The organism is Acidimangrovimonas pyrenivorans (genome assembly GCF_042643245.1).
GTDB lineage: Bacteria > Pseudomonadota > Alphaproteobacteria > Rhodobacterales > Rhodobacteraceae > Acidimangrovimonas > Acidimangrovimonas pyrenivorans.
Window position 1 is genome coordinate 857,186 of record NZ_JBHRSK010000004.1, and the last position, 17,776, is coordinate 874,961.

18 protein-coding genes are annotated in these 17,776 nt (G+C 68.4%); 13 read left to right on the forward strand and 5 right to left on the reverse strand.

Annotation, left to right across the window (positions count from 1 at the left end; genetic code table 11):
- Positions 1 to 22: 22 nt before the first annotated feature.
- The 5 genes from ACFOES_RS06980 (at position 23) to ACFOES_RS07000 (ending at position 4,852) form a co-directional block, all read left to right on the forward strand.
- On the forward strand, positions 23 to 478 hold the full coding sequence (locus tag ACFOES_RS06980) for an RDD family protein (protein WP_377832479.1): 456 nt from the start codon (positions 23 to 25) through the stop codon (positions 476 to 478).
- Between the two features lie 268 nt (positions 479 to 746).
- Positions 747 to 1,583 (forward strand): arginyltransferase, encoded by an 837-nt coding sequence (locus tag ACFOES_RS06985; RefSeq protein ID WP_377832480.1) that lies wholly within the window; start codon positions 747 to 749, stop codon positions 1,581 to 1,583.
- Positions 1,584 to 1,919: 336 nt separating this feature from the next.
- On the forward strand, positions 1,920 to 2,546 hold the full coding sequence (locus tag ACFOES_RS06990; RefSeq protein ID WP_377832481.1) for a TRAP transporter small permease subunit: 627 nt from the start codon (positions 1,920 to 1,922) through the stop codon (positions 2,544 to 2,546).
- Complete coding sequence (locus tag ACFOES_RS06995; protein WP_377832482.1) at positions 2,543 to 4,252, forward strand: TRAP transporter large permease; 1,710 nt, start codon at positions 2,543 to 2,545, stop codon at positions 4,250 to 4,252. The genes ACFOES_RS06990 and ACFOES_RS06995 overlap by 4 nt, the downstream gene beginning before the upstream one ends.
- Positions 4,253 to 4,420: 168 nt before the next feature.
- Entirely contained in the window at positions 4,421 to 4,852 is a 432-nt protein-coding gene (locus ACFOES_RS07000) for a hypothetical protein (RefSeq protein ID WP_377832483.1), read from the forward strand.
- On the opposite strand, the gene pepT is transcribed toward ACFOES_RS07000, so the two are convergent.
- The 3 genes from pepT to ACFOES_RS07015 all read right to left on the reverse strand — a co-directional run bounded on the left by pepT (position 4,821) and on the right by ACFOES_RS07015 (position 7,281).
- Complete coding sequence (gene pepT, locus ACFOES_RS07005) at positions 4,821 to 6,062, reverse strand: peptidase T (protein WP_377832484.1); 1,242 nt, start codon at positions 6,060 to 6,062, stop codon at positions 4,821 to 4,823. The two genes, ACFOES_RS07000 and pepT, sit on opposite strands and share 32 nt — an antisense overlap.
- Positions 6,063 to 6,167: 105 nt before the next feature.
- Positions 6,168 to 6,782 (reverse strand): peptidylprolyl isomerase, encoded by a 615-nt coding sequence (locus tag ACFOES_RS07010; protein ID WP_377832485.1) that lies wholly within the window; start codon positions 6,780 to 6,782, stop codon positions 6,168 to 6,170.
- Positions 6,775 to 7,281 (reverse strand): peptidylprolyl isomerase, encoded by a 507-nt coding sequence (locus ACFOES_RS07015; RefSeq protein ID WP_377832486.1) that lies wholly within the window; start codon positions 7,279 to 7,281, stop codon positions 6,775 to 6,777. The genes ACFOES_RS07010 and ACFOES_RS07015 overlap by 8 nt, the downstream gene beginning before the upstream one ends.
- A gap of 142 nt (positions 7,282 to 7,423) precedes the next feature.
- Between ACFOES_RS07015 and ACFOES_RS07020 the strand changes: the two genes are divergently transcribed.
- The 4 genes from ACFOES_RS07020 (at position 7,424) to ACFOES_RS07035 (ending at position 10,603) form a co-directional block, all read left to right on the forward strand.
- Positions 7,424 to 8,617, forward strand: coding sequence for a phosphoglycerate kinase (locus ACFOES_RS07020; protein WP_377832487.1), 1,194 nt, complete (start codon positions 7,424 to 7,426; stop codon positions 8,615 to 8,617).
- A gap of 115 nt (positions 8,618 to 8,732) precedes the next feature.
- On the forward strand, positions 8,733 to 9,122 hold the full coding sequence (locus tag ACFOES_RS07025; protein WP_377832488.1) for a rhodanese-like domain-containing protein: 390 nt from the start codon (positions 8,733 to 8,735) through the stop codon (positions 9,120 to 9,122).
- 120 nt (positions 9,123 to 9,242) lie between these two features.
- Positions 9,243 to 10,172 (forward strand): class I fructose-bisphosphate aldolase, encoded by a 930-nt coding sequence (locus tag ACFOES_RS07030; RefSeq protein ID WP_377832489.1) that lies wholly within the window; start codon positions 9,243 to 9,245, stop codon positions 10,170 to 10,172.
- Positions 10,169 to 10,603: a PPC domain-containing DNA-binding protein gene (locus tag ACFOES_RS07035; RefSeq protein WP_377832490.1), complete on the forward strand. Its 435-nt coding sequence runs from the start codon at positions 10,169 to 10,171 to the stop codon at positions 10,601 to 10,603. Before ACFOES_RS07030 ends, ACFOES_RS07035 begins: the two co-directional genes overlap by 4 nt.
- Before the next feature lie 26 nt (positions 10,604 to 10,629).
- On the opposite strand, the gene ACFOES_RS07040 is transcribed toward ACFOES_RS07035, so the two are convergent.
- Complete coding sequence (locus tag ACFOES_RS07040; RefSeq protein WP_377832491.1) at positions 10,630 to 12,246, reverse strand: acyl-CoA dehydrogenase family protein; 1,617 nt, start codon at positions 12,244 to 12,246, stop codon at positions 10,630 to 10,632.
- A 153-nt stretch (positions 12,247 to 12,399) separates the two neighbouring features.
- On the opposite strand from ACFOES_RS07040, the gene ACFOES_RS07045 reads away from it, so the two are divergent.
- The 4 genes from ACFOES_RS07045 to ACFOES_RS07060 all read left to right on the forward strand — a co-directional run bounded on the left by ACFOES_RS07045 (position 12,400) and on the right by ACFOES_RS07060 (position 16,699).
- The gene (locus tag ACFOES_RS07045; protein WP_377832492.1) at positions 12,400 to 12,702 is read left to right on the forward strand and encodes an FtsB family cell division protein; all 303 of its coding nucleotides are present in this window, start codon (positions 12,400 to 12,402) and stop codon (positions 12,700 to 12,702) included.
- A gap of 242 nt (positions 12,703 to 12,944) precedes the next feature.
- On the forward strand, positions 12,945 to 13,940 hold the full coding sequence (gene pdhA, locus ACFOES_RS07050) for a pyruvate dehydrogenase (acetyl-transferring) E1 component subunit alpha (RefSeq protein WP_377832493.1): 996 nt from the start codon (positions 12,945 to 12,947) through the stop codon (positions 13,938 to 13,940).
- Positions 13,941 to 13,954: 14 nt separating this feature from the next.
- The gene (locus ACFOES_RS07055; RefSeq protein ID WP_377832494.1) at positions 13,955 to 15,355 is read left to right on the forward strand and encodes a pyruvate dehydrogenase complex E1 component subunit beta; all 1,401 of its coding nucleotides are present in this window, start codon (positions 13,955 to 13,957) and stop codon (positions 15,353 to 15,355) included.
- 12 nt (positions 15,356 to 15,367) lie between these two features.
- On the forward strand, positions 15,368 to 16,699 hold the full coding sequence (locus ACFOES_RS07060) for a pyruvate dehydrogenase complex dihydrolipoamide acetyltransferase (protein ID WP_377832495.1): 1,332 nt from the start codon (positions 15,368 to 15,370) through the stop codon (positions 16,697 to 16,699).
- A gap of 213 nt (positions 16,700 to 16,912) precedes the next feature.
- Here the strand turns inward: ACFOES_RS07060 and cysE are convergent, their stop codons facing one another.
- Entirely contained in the window at positions 16,913 to 17,734 is an 822-nt protein-coding gene (cysE, locus tag ACFOES_RS07065) for a serine O-acetyltransferase (RefSeq protein WP_377832496.1), read from the reverse strand.
- Positions 17,735 to 17,776: the final 42 nt, after the last annotated feature.

Here is a 17,776-nt window from a genome sequence, read left to right on the forward strand (position 1 = left end):
CCCGCCCCATGAGGAGCCCAGCATGTATTCCGCCGATCCCTATCCCGGCCTGCCCGACCCCGATCTCAACGCCGGCTTCTACGACGGCGTGCCGGCCAAGCGCGCCATCGCCTGGGTCGTCGACACCGTGCTGATCGTGCTGGTCACGGCCCTGATCGTGCCCTTCACCGCCTTCACCGCGCTGTTCTTCCTGCCGCTGCTGTTCCTGACCGTCGGCTTCCTCTACCGCTGGGTGACGCTGACCACCCGCTCGGCGACCTGGGGCATGCGGCTGGTGGCGATCGAGTTCCGCCGCTTCGACGGCAGCCGCTTCGACGGCGCCACCGCCTTCCTGCACACGCTGGGCTTCACCGTCTCGGTCTCGATGGTGCTGCCGCAGCTGGTCTCGATCGCGCTGATGCTGACCACGGCCCGCGGCCAGGGGCTGAGCGACATCGTCCTCGGCACCGCCGCGATCAACCGCCCGGCGGCGATGTAGGCGGCAAGGTGGCGGGGGCACAACCGAAGGCCCCCCACGCCCCCACGGGACGTCTGCAGCCGGAAGACGGGCAGAGCGGCCTTCCTGCTTCTTCTGGGCGAAAACATCCCCCGCCGAAGGCCAATGCCGGCCCCGAGGCCGGCATTTCCCCGCCTTTCGCGCCCGTCTGCGGCCAATGAGGTACTTGGCAGGGGGCAACGGGATTGCTAGCGTCTGCGGGTTGCCCGGTGCTTTCCCGGGCCCCGGACCAAGCGAAACACCACTCCAGATGCGCCACACGCTGCCCATAGCGCCCCAGTTCTACGTGACGGCCCCGCAATCCTGCCCCTATCTCGACGGGCGCATGGAGCGCAAGCTGTTCACCGCGCTGCAGGGCGAGCGGGCCGAGATGCTCAACGACGCGCTGTCGAAACAGGGCTTCCGGCGCTCGCAGAACGTGCTCTACCGGCCGTCCTGCGCCGAATGCTCGGCCTGCCTGTCGGCGCGGATCCGGGTCGCCGACTTCACCCCGTCGCGCGGCCAGCGCCGGACACTCAAGCGCAATGCCGAGCTGCAGCGCGAGGCGACCAGCCCCTGGGCGACCGAGGATCAATACGCGCTGTTCCGGCGCTATCTCGACAGCCGCCACGCCGATGGCGGCATGGCCGACATGGACATCTTCGAATTCGCCGCGATGATCGAGGAGACGCCGGTGCGCAGCCGCGTGGTCGAATATACCTCGCCGCCGCGGCCGGGCGAGCGCCGGCGCGAGCTGACCGCGGTCTGCCTGACCGACGTGCTCGATGACGGGCTGAGCATGGTCTATTCCTTCTACGATCCCGACCGGGTCCGCGACTCCCTGGGCACCTATGTCATCCTCGACCACATCGCGCTGGCGCGCGAGGTCGGGCTGCCCTACGTCTATCTCGGCTACTGGGTGCCGGGCAGCCGCAAGATGGGCTACAAGGCCAATTTCGACGCGCTCGAGATCTACAAGGACAACCGCTGGCAGCCGATCGGCGATCCCGAGGCGCATACCTCGGAGCTGCACCCGCTCTCGGTCGATCCGATCGCCGAACAGGTGGCGCGGATCTCGCTGCCCGACAGCCTGCCGCGCCGCGGCTGATCGCCTCGCCACCCCCTTCGCCGACCCCTTCGCCGATCCCCTGGCCGAGGGTCCGGCCGCGGCACCGCCGCGATCCGGCGCGATCCCCTCGGCCACCGCCGGGGCCCGAGCGGGCCGGCCGCGCCCCGAACCCGAGCCGCCAGACGCCGCAGACGGGCATCTGCCCGAAAATGCAGCAGCCTCCCGCGTCGAAGCGCACGCTGCCGTGACCTATGCCGATGCCCCGCGCCCCCGTATTTTCCGGCGGTTGACGCCTATGGGGAACTTCGACATAGGTAGCGCGGCCGAAACCGCCACAACGGCGGGCGGCCCCGACAACAACGAGGGGGAAGACTCATGGGAGGACTTCTTGCGGTATCGAGAGTGATCGACCGCATAACCGAGGCAATCGGCAAATTCGTCGGCTGGCTGATCTTTCTGGCCATCTGGGTCAGCGCGGTCAACGCCATCGTCCGCAAGACGCTGGACATGTCGTCGAATGCCTGGCTGGAACTACAATGGTATCTCTACGGCGCCGCCTTCATGGGCGCGGCCGCCTATACCCTGCAGCAGAACGAGCATATCCGGATCGACATCGTCTACGGCGCGCTCAAGCGGCGCACCCAGCACTGGATCGACCTGATCGGCCATCTGCTGTTCCTGATGCCCTTCGTCATCCTGATGAGCGTCTTTCTCGTCCCGTGGCTTGGCAAGTCGATGTGCCTGCCCCTGGGGGCGATGATCCCTCCGAATTGCCAGCCTGAAATCTCGACCAATGCCGGCGGGCTGATCCTGTGGCCGGCCAAGTCCTTCCTGCTGATCGGCTTCCTGCTGCTCGTGTTCCAGGGCTTCTCCGAGATCATCAAGAAAGTGGCCGTGATGCGCGGCCTGATCGAGGATCCGACACCGTTCGTCTCGTCGCATGACGCGGCCGAGATGGAAGGCGCCGCCTATCTCGACGATCTCGAGGAGACCGATAAATGATGGAACTCATCGCGCAGAACATGGCGCCGATCATGTTCCTGTCGCTGGTCGGCTTTCTGCTGCTCGGCTATCCCGTTGCCTTCTCGCTGGCCGCCAACGGCCTGCTGTTCTTCATCATCGGCGTCGAGCTGGCGCCGCTGTCGAACGGCACCATCAGCCTGTCCTGGCCCCTGCTCTACGCCCTTCCAGAGAGATTCTGGGGGATCATGCAGAACGAGACATTGCTGGCGATCCCATTCTTCACCTTCATGGGGATCGTGCTGGAACGCTCCGGCATGGCGGAGGACCTGCTCGACACCATCGGCCAGCTGTTCGGCCCGGTGCGCGGCGGCCTCGCCTATGCCGTGATCGTCGTCGGCGCGCTGCTGGCCGCCACCACCGGCGTCGTCGCCGCCTCGGTGATCGCCATGGGCCTGATCTCGCTGCCGATCATGCTGCGCTACGGCTATGACCGGCGCGTCGCCACCGGCGTCATCGCGGCCTCGGGCACCCTGGCCCAGATCATCCCGCCCTCGCTCGTTCTCATCGTCCTGGCCGACCAGCTCGGCCGTTCGGTCGGCGACATGTACAAGGGCGCGCTGATCCCGGGCCTGGTGCTGTCGGGCATCTATCTCAGCTACGTCATGATCGTCTCGATCCTCAAGCCCGACTGGGTGCCGGCGCTGCCGAAAGAGGCGCGGACGCTGGGCTCGGGGGTGACGTCGCTCTTCGTCGCCATCGCCGCCACCGTCGGCCTGGCCTGGTTCCTGATCCACTGGATGTACCCGACCCATGGCGACAATGCCGACATCCTCGGCGCGGCACTGGCGATCATCGCGATCTACGTCGTCGCGCTGCTCAACCGGGCCCTGAAGCTCAACATCATGTCCTACCTGACGCAACAGGTGATCATGGTGCTGATCCCGCCGCTGGCGCTGATCTTCCTCGTCCTCGGCACCATCTTCCTCGGCGTCGCGACGCCGACCGAAGGCGGCGCGATGGGCGCGGTGGGCTCGCTGGCGCTGGCGGCGATGAAGGGCCGGCTGAACCTGACGGTGATCCGCCAGGCGCTGGCCTCGACGACCCGGCTGGCCTCGTTCGTGATGTTCATCCTGGTCGGCGCGCGGGTCTTCTCGCTCACCTTCTACGGCGTCAACGGCCACCTCTGGGTCGAGCATCTGCTGACCTCGCTGCCCGGCGGCCAGCTCGGCTTCCTGATCGTGGTCTCGATCCTGGTCTTCGTGCTCGCCTTCTTCCTCGATTTCTTCGAACTGGCCTTCATCATCATCCCGCTGCTGGCCCCCGCGGCCGAGAAGCTGGGGATCGACCTGATCTGGTTCGGCGTCATCCTGGGCGTGAACATGCAGACCAGCTTCATGCACCCGCCCTTCGGCTTCGCGCTGTTCTACCTGCGATCGGTGGCGCCGAAGATCCCCTATGTCGACCGGGTGACGGGCAAGCAGATGGCGCCGGTCAAGACCAGCCAGATCTACTGGGGGGCGGTGCCGTTCGTCTTCATCCAGATCATCATGGTCGCGCTGGTCATCGGCTTCCCCTACATGGTGACCCATTACAAGGGCAAACCGATCGACCTGAAGGACGTCAAGATCGAGATGCCGACGATGCCGGGCCTCGGCGGCGGCGGGCTTGGCGTGCCGAAGCTGGGCGTGCCGCCGCTTGGCGGCAGCGGCGGCGGCGTCGGAGCGCCGAACCTCGGCGGCAACTGAGGCCAGCCTCGGAGCAAGGAAAGAGACCGGCGGCAGAGATGCCGCCGGTTTTGTTTTTGGGAACGAGCATTCCCGAGGCAGGCGCCCTCTTTCATGCTCCCGACCAAATTCGAAACAAGGCATCACGGGCTATTGCAGGCCAACACCACCTTGATGTCGCTTGTCGGAATGACGGAACAGATTTCAGATCGCCTGCTCGACCGGCGCCTGCGCAACCGCGTCATGGAGGCGGTCGACATTCTCGCCGACGGGGGGCTTGGGCTACGCGCGGTCGGACATGCCGACTACTTTGAAATCTTCCATGGCTGCATTCCCCGCCGTGAAGACGGCGAAATGAACACCAACAGCGCGATCAACGCCGCGGAGCGGGCGGCGCTGCCTCTTATGAAACGACGCGGAAGTTTGAGCGAGGATCAGGAACAAACCAGCCCCTTGCTCTTGGGGCAAAGCTCCTGCCCCAAGGGCGCGCGGCCGCCCGAGGGGGGAGCGGAACGCGCCCGCCTGTGGGGCGGGCGGACGCGTGCCCGGCGTAGACGCCGGGCGGGACGGTTGACCTGGGCCAGCGCCCCTACTTCTCCGCCGCCAGTTGCACCAGCTTGAGGCAGACCTTCGTCGCCGCCGCCATGTCCTGCACGCTGATCCATTCCAGCGGGCCGTGGATCGCGCACATGCCGGTGAAGATGTTGGGCGTCGGCACGCCGAGCTCGGTCAGGCGCGAGCCGTCGGTGCCGCCGCGGATCGGGAAGGAGGTCACCTCGATCCCCTCGGCCGCGCAGGCGGCGCGGGCGAGGTCGACCGGCGTCATGTCCTCCTCGAGCCAGTAGCGCATGTTGCGGTATTGCGGCCGGATCTCGCAGCGCACCTTGGCCCGCGGCTCGGTCGCCTGCACCACCTCGCAGACCTGTTTCAGCAGCGCGCCCTTGGCCGCCAGCCCGTCGCGTTCGAAATCGCGCAGGATGAACTTGAGCTCGGCCTCGGCCGCGGTGCCGTGCATGTCGTAGAGGTGGAGGAAACCGTCGCGGCCCTCCGTCACCTCGGGCGTCAGCGTGACATGCGGCAGGGTGTTGATCACCTTGGCCGCCAGGTGCAGCGCGTTGACCAGCTTGTCCTTGGCGGTGCCGGGATGGATCGAGACGCCGGTGATCTTGACGATGCCCTGATCGGCCGAGAAGCTCTCGTAGACGATCTCGCCCAGCTCCTGGCCGTCGAAGGTATAGGCGAAATCGGCGGCGAGGTCCTTCGGCAGGCGCTCGTCGACGCCACGGCCGATCTCCTCGTCCGGGGTGAAGGCGAGGCGCAGCTTGCCATGCGGGATGTCGGGGTTCTGCAGCAGGTGGCGCGCCGCGGTCATGACGATCGCCACCCCGGCCTTGTCGTCGGCGCCCAACAGCGTCGTGCCGCTGGCGGTGATGATGTCGTGGCCGAGCTTCTGGCCCAGATAGGGCGAGACCTCGGGCGACAGCACCAGCTCGGGCGCGTCGGGATAGCTGATCTCGCCGCCGTTATAGCCGCGATGGACCCGCGGCTTGACCCCGGTCGCGTTATAGGCCGGGGCGGTGTCGACATGGCCGAGCAGGCCGATCGTCGGCGCCCCCTCGACCGTCGCCGGCACCGTCGCCAGCACGACGCCATAGTCGGTCAGCGTGACCTCCTCGGCGCCCATCGCCTCCAGCTCCTCGACCAGCAGCCGCTGCATGTCGAGCTGGATCTCGGTGCTGGGCGAGGTCGGCGAGGTCTCGTCGCTCTGGCTGTCGATGGCGGCGTAGCGCACCAGGCGCTGTTCGAGCTCGCTGTCGAATTCGGTCTTCATCTGTTTCTCCACGGGATTGGCCGGCCGAAGCGGCCCGCGCCGCGGCCGAAACGAAACGGGCGCCCCTGTCCGCGATCGACTTGGCGGGGCGCCCGGTAGCCTGGCTTACTCGGTGACCGTGACCTTGGCCATCCAGTCGGGATCGTCCACCTTGCCGTTGCTGGCGGCGTCGCCCTTCTTGATGGCATCGACCACGTCCATGCCCTCGATCACATGGCCGAAGACGGTATATTGGCCGTTCAGATGCGGCGCCGGGGCGAACATGATGAAGAACTGGCTGTTGCCGCTGTTCGGGTCCATCGCCCTTGCCATGCCGACGGTGCCGCGCTCGAAGGGCTGCTTGGAGAATTCCGCCGGCAGGTCGGGCAGGTCGGACCCGCCCATCCCCGCGCGCGACAGATCGCCGCCTTTCTTGCCGTATTGGACGTCGCCGGTCTGGGCCATGAAGCCGGCGATGACACGGTGGAACACAACCCCGTCATAGGCGCCTTCCTTGGCCAGCTTGACCACCTGGGCGACGGTCTTGGGCGCGACCTCGGGCAGCAGGTCGATGACGATCTTGCCCTTGGCCTGGCCGTCGACCTGGATCACCAGGTTCGGGCCCGGGCCGTCCTCGGCGGTCGCGGCGCGGCTGGCGATGCCGCTCTGCATCAGCACGAAGCCGCCCAGCACCGCGGCGCCGAGCGCCATCAGCCCGCCCGAGATCAGACGATCACGCATCGGCGGCCACCTTGACGCTCAGCATCCGGTCGGGATTTGCCGGCGGCTCGCCACGCACGATCTTGTCGACGAATTCCATCCCCGAGATCACCCGGCCATAGACGGTGTATTGCCCGTTCAGGAAGTGGTTGTCGTTGAAATTGATGAAGAACTGGCTGTTGGCCGAGTTCGGGTTGGCCGAGCGGGCAGCGCCCAGCGTGCCGCGGTCATGCGGGATGCGCGAGAACTCGGCCGGCAGGTCGGGCAGGTCCGAGCCGCCGGTGCCGGCGCGGCCCATGTTGAAATCCTTCTCGGCATTGCCGTTGGCGACATCGCCGGTCTGGGCCATGAAACCGTCGATAACGCGGTGAAACACCACATTGTCATAGGCGCCCGAGCGCGCCAGAACCTTCATCCGCTCGCAATGCTGCGGCGCTATGTCGGTGAGAAGTTCGATCACCACGGGCCCGTCCTTGAGCTCGATGATGATGGTGTTTTCCGGATCCTTGATCTCAGCCATGCTGGGCTCCTCGATTGTTCCGGCCAGACCCTAGTCATCCCGGCGCGGAAGGGGAAGGGGCAAGCGGATGGCCGGTTGACGCGGGCCGCGCGTTGGCGAGAGTAGGGACAAGCCCGGAGCGGGCGCGAAACAGGAGGGACGGATGGCCTGGAAGACACTCGACGACATGGATCTGGACGGCAAGGTTGTGCTGGTGCGGGTCGACATCAACGTGCCGGTCGAGAACGGCCGTGTCACCGACGCGACCCGGATCGAGAAGATCGTGCCGACCGTCGAGGACATCCTGGCCAAGGGCGGCAAGCCGGTGCTGCTGGCCCATTTCGGCCGCCCCAAGGGCGAGGTCGTGCCCGAGATGAGCCTGCGCATCACCCTGCCCGCGCTCGAGGCCGCCCTGCCCGGCCACGCGGTGAAATTCGCCGAGGACTGCATCGGCGGCCCGGCCAAGCAGGCGGTCGGCGCGCTCGAGCCCGGCGAGGTGCTGCTGCTGGAAAACACCCGCTTCCACCCGGGCGAGGAGAAGAACGACCCGATGCTGGCCGCCGCGATGGCCGCGCTCGGCGACGTCTTCGTCAACGACGCCTTCTCGGCCGCCCACCGTGCCCATGCCTCGACCACCGGCCTCGCCCATCTGCTGCCCGCCTGCGCCGGCCGGCTGATGGCGGCGGAGCTGAAGGCGCTCGACGCCGCCCTGGGCGAGCCCGAGCGCCCGGTGGTCGCCGTCGTCGGCGGCGCCAAGGTCTCGACCAAGCTCGACCTGCTGGGCAACCTCGTCACCAAGGTCAACCACCTGGTGATCGGCGGCGGCATGGCCAACACCTTCCTCGTCGCGCAGGGGGTCGAGGTCGGCAAGTCGCTGGCCGAGCGCGACATGGCCGACACCGCGCGCGAGATCCTCGCCAAGGCGGCAGAGGCCGGCTGCAGCATCCACCTGCCCAAGGACATCGTCGTCGCCCGCGAGTTCAAGGCCGGGGCCGCCAACGAGACCGTCGCCGCCGAGGCCTGCCCGGCCGACGCGATGATCCTCGACGCCGGGCCCGAGACCGTCGCCGCCCTCGGCGGGGTGTTCGAGACCTGCCGGACGCTGATCTGGAACGGCCCGCTGGGCGCCTTCGAGATCGAGCCCTTCGACGCCGCCACCAACGCCGCGGCGCAGAAGGCGGCCGAGCTGACCCGGGCCGGCAACCTGATCTCGGTCGCCGGCGGCGGCGACACCGTCGCGGCACTGAACAAGGCCGGCGTGGCGGGCGATTTCTCCTACATCTCGACCGCCGGCGGCGCCTTCCTGGAATGGATGGAAGGCAAGGAACTGCCCGGCGTCGCGGCGCTGGAAGGCTGAGGACAAGGCCGGGGGGCCAGCCCCCCGGACCCCCCGGGATATTTTCGTGAAGATGAAATGAGCGGGCCGGCAATCGCGGCGCCCTTGCTCAAATCGGCCTGAAAGGACGAGACGAATGGCAATCGGCTACAAGCAGATGCTCGACGAGGCGGCGGCCGAGGTGCGCTCGGTCGGCACCGCGGAGGCGCGGGCGCTGCACGACGCCCCGGAGGTCGTCTTCGTCGACATCCGCGACCCGCGCGAGCTCGAGCGCGACGGCATGATCCCGGGCGCCCACAGCGCACCGCGCGGCATGCTGGAATTCTGGATCGACCCCGAAAGCCCCTATCACAAGCCCTACCTGGCCGAGGACAAGCTGTTCGTCTTCTACTGCGCCTCGGGCTGGCGCTCGCTGCTGGCGGCGCAGGTGGCGCAACGGATGGGGCTGCGCTGCGCCAGCCTGAGCGGCGGCTTCGGCGACTGGCGCCGGGCCGGCCATCCGGTCGCCGACGGCCATCATCCCTGAGTTGCACCCGCGCACCACAGGCGGGCGCGATTTCGCCCGCTGTTAGCGCCAACGCCATTGCGCCTTTCGCCCCGGCCTTCTAGACGCTTTGCCAGGCCCACGATTTGAAAGGACCAAGCGATGAAAGCCACCCGGACAGTTCAGAAGATTCTTGCCAATTACGAAGGGGAAACCCCCGGCGTGAAGGCCAACCTGTGCCGCATGCTGATGAACGGCAAGCTGGGCGGCACCGGCAAGATGATCATCCTGCCCGTCGACCAGGGCTTCGAGCACGGTCCGGCCCGTAGCTTCGCCCCCAACCCGGCCGGCTACGACCCCCGTTACCACTACCAGCTGGCGATCGACGCCGGGCTGAACGCCTATGCCGCGCCGCTGGGCATGATCGAGGCCGGCGCCGACACCTATGCCGGCCAGATCCCGACCATCCTCAAGGTCAACAGCGCCAACTCGCTGATGTCCGACACCGCCGGCAAGAACCAGGCCATCACCGCCAGCGTCGACGACGCGCTGCGGCTGGGCTGCGCCGCCATCGGCTTCACCATCTACCCGGGCTCGGACATGGCGCTGGACATGTTCGAGGAGATCAGCGCCATGCGCGAGGAGGCCGCCGCCAAGGGCGTCGCCACCGTGATCTGGTCCTACCCGCGCGGCGAGGCGATCTCCAAGGACGGCGAGACCGCGATCGACATCGCCGCCTATGCCGCCCAGATCGCCGCCCTGCTCGGCGCCCATGTCATCAAGATCAAGCTGTCGACCGATCACCTCGAGCTGCCGGCCGCCAAGAAGGTCTACGAGGAACAGCGGATCGACATCGCCACCCAGGCGGCGCGGGTGCGTCACTGCATGGACGCTGCCTTCGCCGGCCGCCGCATCGTGGTCTTCTCGGGCGGGGCCAAGAAGGGCGCCGATTCGGTCTATGACGACGCCCGCGCCATCCGCGACGGCGGCGGCAACGGCTCGATCATCGGCCGCAACAGCTTCCAGCGCAGCCGCGAGGACGCGCTGGCGATGCTGGGCAAGCTGATCGACATCTACAAGGGCAAGGCTTGAGCGACGCCCTGAAGGCCGCCTGGCCGGGAAGCGCGACCCGCTTCCTCGGCCTGCGGCTGCTGCCCGGCGACGACCTGCGCCGGGCGCTGCAGGCGGCGGTCGCGGGCGAACCCGAGGCCGCCGGCTTCGTCGCCGCCTGTGTCGGCAGCCTGACCCGGGCCGAGCTGCGGATGGCGGGGCAGGACGGGGCGACCCGGATCGACGGGCCGCTGGAAATCGTCGCGCTCTCGGGCACCTTCAGCGCCGACGGCCCCCATCTCCACCTCGCCGTCTCCGATGCCACCGGGCGGATGACCGGCGGCCACCTGCTTGACGGTTGCGAGATCCGCACCACCGCCGAGGTCATCCTCGGCCTCGTCTCGGGGCTGCGCTTCCGGCGCGAGACCGATCCCCGCAGCGGCTATGCCGAGCTCTACTTCACCGAACACTGAACCGCCCGGAGAGCCCCCCGGAAGCCTCAGCCGCCGATCCGCGCCACCAGCGCCGCGGTATCCAGCCCCTTGACGCTGCCCGCCACCCGGCCGCCCTCGCGCGCCAGCCTTCCGGCGCAATAGCCGTCGGAGACGGCGCCCGGCGCGTGGCGCAGCAGCACCGAGGCGGCCAGCAGCGTCGCCAGGCTCTCGGCGAACCAGCGCGCCTCGGGCTCGGGCGGCAGGCCGGGCCAGCGCCCGAGATGGGCCTTCAGCGCCGCGTCGTAGCGCCGGTCGGCGCCCTTGGCGGCCAGCAGCTCGGCCATCACCGCCTCCGCCGCCGCCGGCTCGCGCGCCACGGTGCGCAGGATGTCGAGGCAGATGACGTTGCCCGAGCCCTCCCAGATCCCGTTCAGCGGCGCCTCGCGGTAGAGCCAGGGCATCGCGGTGTCCTCGACGTAGCCCATGCCGCCCATCACCTCCATCGCCTCGGCGACCAGCGGCGGGCAGATCTTGTTCGACAGGAACTTGGCCAGCGCGACCGCCAGCCGGGCGAAGGCGCGGTCTTCCGGCGCGCTGCCGTCGAAGGCCTGGGCGACGCGCAGCGCCAGCGCCGTCGCCGCCTCCCAGTCCAGCGCCAGGTCGGCCAGCACCGCCTGCATCAGCGGCTGGTCGATCAGCCGGCGCTGGAAGGCCGAGCGATGGGCGACCCAGTGATGCGCTTCGGCCAGCGCCGCCCGCATCAGCCCGGCCGGGGCGACGGCGGTGTCGAGCCGGGTGTGATGCACCATCTCGATGATCGTCCGCACCCCCTGCCCCTCGTCGCCCAACCGATAGGCCAGCGCGCCGTGATACTCGATCTCGGAAGAGGCATTGGCGCGGTTGCCGAGCTTGTCCTTGAGCCGCTGCAGCGCGATCGCGTTGCGCGCGCCTTCGAGCCAGCGCGGCACCAGGAAGCAGGTCAGACCCTCGGGCGCCTGGGCCAGGGTCAGGAAGCCGTCCGACATCGGCGCCGAGCAGAACCACTTGTGGCCGTAGAGGCGATAGGCCCCGCCCTCCGGCACCGCCCGGGTGGCGTTGGCACGCACGTCCGAGCCGCCCTGCTTCTCGGTCATCGCCATGCCCAGCGTCGCGCCGCGCTTCTGCGCCAGCGGCGCCACCGCCGGATCGTAATCGCGCGCCATCAGCTTCGGCCGCCACTCGGCCGCCAGCGCCTCGCTCGCCGCCAGCGCCGGCACGGCGGCATAGGTCATCGTCATCGGGCAGCACGAGCCCGGCTCGACCTGGTTGTGCAGGTAGACCAGAGCGGCGTGGCTGACATGGCCGCCCGGCGCCCCTTCCCAGGGCAAGGCGGCATAGCCGGCGCCCAGCCCCTCGGCCATCATCCGGTGATAGGCGGGATGGAAGATCACCTCGTCCAGCCGCCTTCCGCCGGCATCGAACAGCCGCAGCTCGGGCAGCACCCGCATCGCCTCGCGCCCCGCCGCCCGCATCGCGGCGGTTCCCAGCGCCGCGCCGCGCGCCGCCAGCAGCCCGGCATCGCCGCCCATCGCCACCGCCATTCCCGACAGCGCCGGGTCCGAGGCCCAGAGATCGGCATCGCCGCGGCCGGGCGGCTGGTTCATCACCTCGTGATCGGAGAGCTGGGAACGGGCGGGGAGCATGGCGGCCTCCTGGATTTCGGCCCCCTTCTCGGGCCCTTCGGGCAAAAAACTGCGCCTGTGGGATTCACAAAGCAACCCGGCCGTGCAATTATCGTGGCGTCACCGCCCGTCAGAGGCGGACGCAACGAGGCAGACGAGCATGGGCGGCCCCGCATGACCGGCACCCTGAAAAGACCCGCGATCGGCGGGGTGATCTTCTTCGCCGTGGCCTTCGTGCTGGCGAGCTATTTCACCTTTGCCGCGGTGCAGGGCGATTACGGCGTCTTCCGCCGGGTGCGGATCGAGGCCGAGGCCCATAACCTGCGCAGCGAACGCGATCAGCTCGCCGCCGAGCTGGCGGTGCTGAAGAACAAGACCCACCGGCTGTCCAGCGACTATCTCGACCTCGACCTGCTCGACGAACAGGCCCGCAAGGTGCTGGGCCAGCTGCGCGCCGACGAGGTCGTGATCCGCTAGGGGGCGCGCCGCGACGGTCCCGCCCTCGGCGGGCACCGCGGGCCGGCCGGGCCGAAGAGCGCCCGGCACCGTTCCTCTCGCCGCCTCACAATCCGGCATTGCCCCCTTTTCAGTCCCCGTTCCGGCTGTCACTCTGGCGCCGAAACGGGTTCCCGACACTTTGCCCTCGCCCTCGCCGCAGGCATGAGGTATAGGGTAGTTTAATATTGAACTATTCAGTAACGCGACCGGAGGATGCTGCCATGGCCGCAAGGAAATCCCCTGCCAAACCAAATACATCCAAGGAAGATCTGGTTCACTACTACCGCCAGATGCTGCTCATCCGTCGATTCGAGGAAAAGGCGGGCCAGCTTTACGGCATGGGGCTGATCGGCGGCTTCTGCCACCTCTATATCGGCCAGGAAGCGGTCGTCGTCGGCCTCGAAGCGGCCTCGGAAGAGGGCGACAAGCGCGTCACCTCCTATCGCGACCACGGCCACATGCTGGCCTCCGGCATGGATCCCAAGGGGGTGATGGCCGAACTGACCGGGCGCGCGGGCGGCTATTCCAAGGGCAAGGGCGGCTCGATGCACATGTTCTCGAAAGAGAAGCATTTCTACGGCGGCCACGGCATCGTCGGCGCCCAGGTGCCGATCGGCGCCGGCCTCGCCTTCGCCGACAAGTATCTCGGCAACGACCGCGTCACCTTCACCTATTTCGGCGACGGCGCCGCCAACCAGGGCCAGGTCCACGAGGCCTACAACATGGCCGAGCTGTGGGACCTGCCGGTCGTCTTCGTCATCGAGAACAACCAATACGCCATGGGCACCGCGGTGAAACGCGCCACCAAGTCGCCCGACTTCTGGGAACGCGGCAAGAGCTTCGGCATCGAGGGCGAGGCGGTCGACGGCATGGACGTGCTTGCCGTCAAGGCGGCCGGCGAGAAGGCCGTGGCCCACTGCCGCGCCGGCAAGGGGCCGTATATCCTCGAGATGATGACCTATCGCTATCGCGGCCACTCGATGTCCGACCCGGCCAAGTACCGCACCCGCGAGGAGGTCCAGAAGATCCGCGAGGAGAAGGACGCCATCGAGCATGTGCGCGAGCTGCTGCTGCAGGGCAAGCACGCCACCGAGGACGAGCTCAAGGCGATCGACAAGGAGATCAAGGCCATCGTCAACGAGGCCGCCGATTTCGCCAAGGAAAGCCCCGAGCCGGACGTTGCCGAGCTCTGGACCGACATCTACGCCGACGCCTGAGGGGAGTGAGAGACATGGCAACCGAAGTACTTATGCCCGCGCTTTCGCCGACGATGGAGGAAGGCACCCTGGCCAAGTGGCTGAAGAAGGAAGGCGACACGGTTTCGGCCGGCGACATCCTGGCCGAGATCGAGACCGACAAGGCGACGATGGAATTCGAGGCCGTCGACGAGGGCGTGCTGGGCAAGATCCTGATCGCCGAGGGAACCGAGGGCGTGAAGGTCAACACCCCGATCGCCGTGCTGATCGAGGAGGGCGAGAGCGCCGACGACATCGCCGTCTCGGCCGCGCCCGCCGCTGCCACAGCCCCTGCCTCTGCCCCCGCCGCAGCCGAGCCCCCTGCCCCGGCTGCAGCCCCGGCTCCTGTCCCGGCCAGCCCGGCCCCGGCCGCGCCGCAATCGAACGCCTCGCCCGACTGGCCCGAGGGCACCGAGATCAAGCAGCTGACGGTCCGCGAGGCGCTGCGCGAGGCGATGGCCGAGGAGATGCGCCGCGACGAAACCGTCTACCTGATGGGCGAAGAGGTCGCCGAATACCAGGGCGCCTACAAGATCAGCCAGGGCCTGCTCGACGAATTCGGGTCCAAGCGCGTCATCGACACCCCGATCACCGAGCACGGCTTCACCGGCCTCGCCGTCGGCGCCGCCTTCGGGGGTCTGCGCCCGATCGTCGAGTTCATGACCTTCAACTTCGCCATGCAGGCGATGGACCAGATCATCAACTCGGCGGCCAAGACGCTCTACATGTCCGGCGGCCAGATGGGCGCCCCGATGGTGTTCCGCGGCCCCAACGGCGCCGCCGCCCGCGTCGCCGCCCAGCACAGCCAGGACTACGCCTCGTGGTACGCCCATGTTCCGGGCCTCAAGGTGGTGATGCCCTACTCGGCCTCGGACGCCAAGGGCCTGCTCAAGACCGCGATCCGCGATCCCAACCCGGTGGTGTTCCTGGAAAACGAAATCCTCTACGGCCGCAGCTTCGACGTGCCGGTGCTGGACGATTTCACCGTCCCCTTCGGCAAGGCCCGGATCTGGCGCGAGGGCACGGACGTCACCCTCGTCAGCTTCGGCATCGGCATGCAATACGCGCTGGAGGCGGCCGACAGGCTGGCCGCCGACGGCATCTCGGCCGAGGTCATCGACCTGCGGACGCTGCGCCCGATCGACTATGACACGGTGATCGCCTCGGTGATGAAGACCAACCGCTGCGTCACGGTCGAGGAGGGCTGGCCGGTCGGCTCGATCGGCAACCACCTCGCCGCGACGATCATGCAGAAGGCCTTCGACTACCTCGACGCACCGGTGCTGAACTGCACCGGCAAGGACGTGCCGATGCCCTATGCCGCCAATCTCGAGAAGCTCGCCCTTATCACCACCGACGAGGTGGTCGCGGCGGTGCATCAAGTGACCTATCGCTGAGGAGGCCCGGACATGCCCACTGAAATCCTGATGCCCGCCCTGTCCCCGACGATGGAGGAAGGCACGCTGGCGAAATGGCTGGTGAAGGAAGGCGACACGGTGTCGTCGGGTGACATCCTCGCCGAGATCGAGACCGACAAGGCGACGATGGAGTTCGAGGCGGTCGACGAAGGCACCGTCGGCAAGATCCTGATCGCCGAGGGCACCGAGGGGGTCAAGGTCAACACCCCGATCGCCGTGCTGCTCGACGACGGCGAAAGCGCCGACGACATCGCGGCCGCCCCGGCCGCTGCCGCCCCCGCACCGGCTCCCGCGACGGCTCCGGCGGCCGCCGCGCCCGCAGCCCCTGCCCCGGCGGCGGCTCCTGTCCCGGCCGCGGCCCCGGCCGCCCAGGCCACCGCCGGCGGCCAGCGCATCTTCGCCTCGCCGCTGGCGCGCCGCATCGCCGCCGACAAGGGGCTCGACCTGACGGCGATCTCGGGCTCCGGCCCGCATGGCCGGATCGTCAAGGCCGATGTCGAGGCCGCGACCGCCGCCCCGAAAGCCGCCGCCCCGGCCGCGGCGCCCGCGGCCGCTCCCGCCGCTGCGGCAGCCCCGGCGGCCCTGCCCACCGGCCCGGCGACCGAGACCGTGCTCAAGATGTATGCCGACCGCGCCTTCGAGGAGGTCAAGCTCGACGGCATGCGCAAGACCATCGCCGCGCGCCTGACCGAGGCCAAGCAGACCATCCCGCATTTCTACCTGCGGCGTGAGGTCAAGCTCGACGCACTGATGAAATTCCGCGCCGAGCTCAACGCCAAGCTGGCCGATCGCGGGATCAAGCTCTCGGTCAACGACTTCATCATCAAGGCCTGCGCCCTGGCGCTGCAGGCGGTGCCCGACGCCAATGCCGTCTGGGCCGGCGACCGCATCCTCAAGCTCAAGCCGTCCGACGTGGCGGTGGCGGTGGCGGTCGATGGCGGCCTCTTCACCCCGGTGCTGCGCGATGCCGACCAGAAGTCGCTCTCGGCGCTCTCGGCCGAGATGAAGGACCTGGCGACGCGGGCCAAGACCAAGAAGCTCGCCCCGCATGAATACCAGGGGGGCAGCTTCGCGATCTCGAACCTGGGCATGTTCGGCATCGAGAATTTCGACGCCGTCATCAACCCGCCGCACGGCTCGATCCTCGCCGTCGGCGCCGGGATCAGGAAACCGGTGGTCAACGATGCCGGCGAGATCGAGGTCGCGACGATGATGTCGATGACGCTTTCGGTCGACCACCGGGTGATCGACGGCGCCCTCGGCGCCGCCTTCCTCAAAGCCGTGGTCGAGAACCTCGAGAACCCGCTCCTGATGCTGGCCTGAGGGCCCGACCGAGACGACCAGAAGCGCCCGGGCCAATCCAGCCCGGGCGTTTCTCATTCGGCCGCTTGAGTATCGGAATGCGGGTGCGCGCCCGCCGCGGGGCGGGCAGGCGCGTGCCCGGCGGTTCCCGCCGGGCGACCGTTCACCTCAGTCGCACAAACAAAAAACGGCGCCCGGTTTCCCGCGCGCCGCCCGAATTCCGCCCTGCGCGGCTCACTCGCCGGCGCAGCAATCCGGATCGAGGATCTGGTCCATCTTGACCGAGGGCTGGTCGCAGCCGGCATCGCCGACCACCCGCGCCGGCACCCCGGCCACGGTCTTGCAGCACGGCACGTCGTGCAGCACCACCGAGCCGGCGGCGATGCGGGAATTCTCGCCGATATGGATATTGCCCAGCACCTTGGCCCCGGCGCCGATCAGCACGCCGTCGCCGATCTTGGGGTGGCGGTCGCCATCCTCCTTGCCGGTGCCGCCCAGCGTCACCGAATGCAGCATCGAGACGTTATCGCCGACCACCGCCGTCTCGCCGATGACGATGGCGTGGGCGTGGTCGATCATGATCCCCTGCCCGATCCGCGCCGCCGGGTGGATGTCGATCCCGAAAGCCTCCGAGACGCGCATCTGGATGAAGAAGGCCATGTCGCGCCGGCCCTGCGTCCACAACCAATGGCCCACGCGATAGGCCTGGATCGCCTGGTAGCCCTTGAAATAGAGGATCGGCTGCAGGAAGCGGTGGCAGGCCGGGTCACGGTCGTAGACCGCGACGATATCGGCCCGGGCCCGGCGCCCCAGCTCGGGGTCGGCGGCATAGGCCTCGTCGGCGATCTCGCGCAGGATCTGCTCGCTCATCTCGCCCGAGGCCAGCTTGAGCGAGAAGCGATAGGCCAGCGCCCGCTCCATCGTCGCGTGATGCAGCAGGTTGTAATGCAGCATCCCGCCCAGCAGCGGCTCCTCGGCAAGGGCGTCGCGCGCCTCGTCGCAGATCCGGGTCCAGACCGGATCGACAGTGGCGACATTCACTCGGGTCTTGGCCATGCGCTTCCTCCGTTCGCCCGCAATCCTAACCCAACTAGGCCC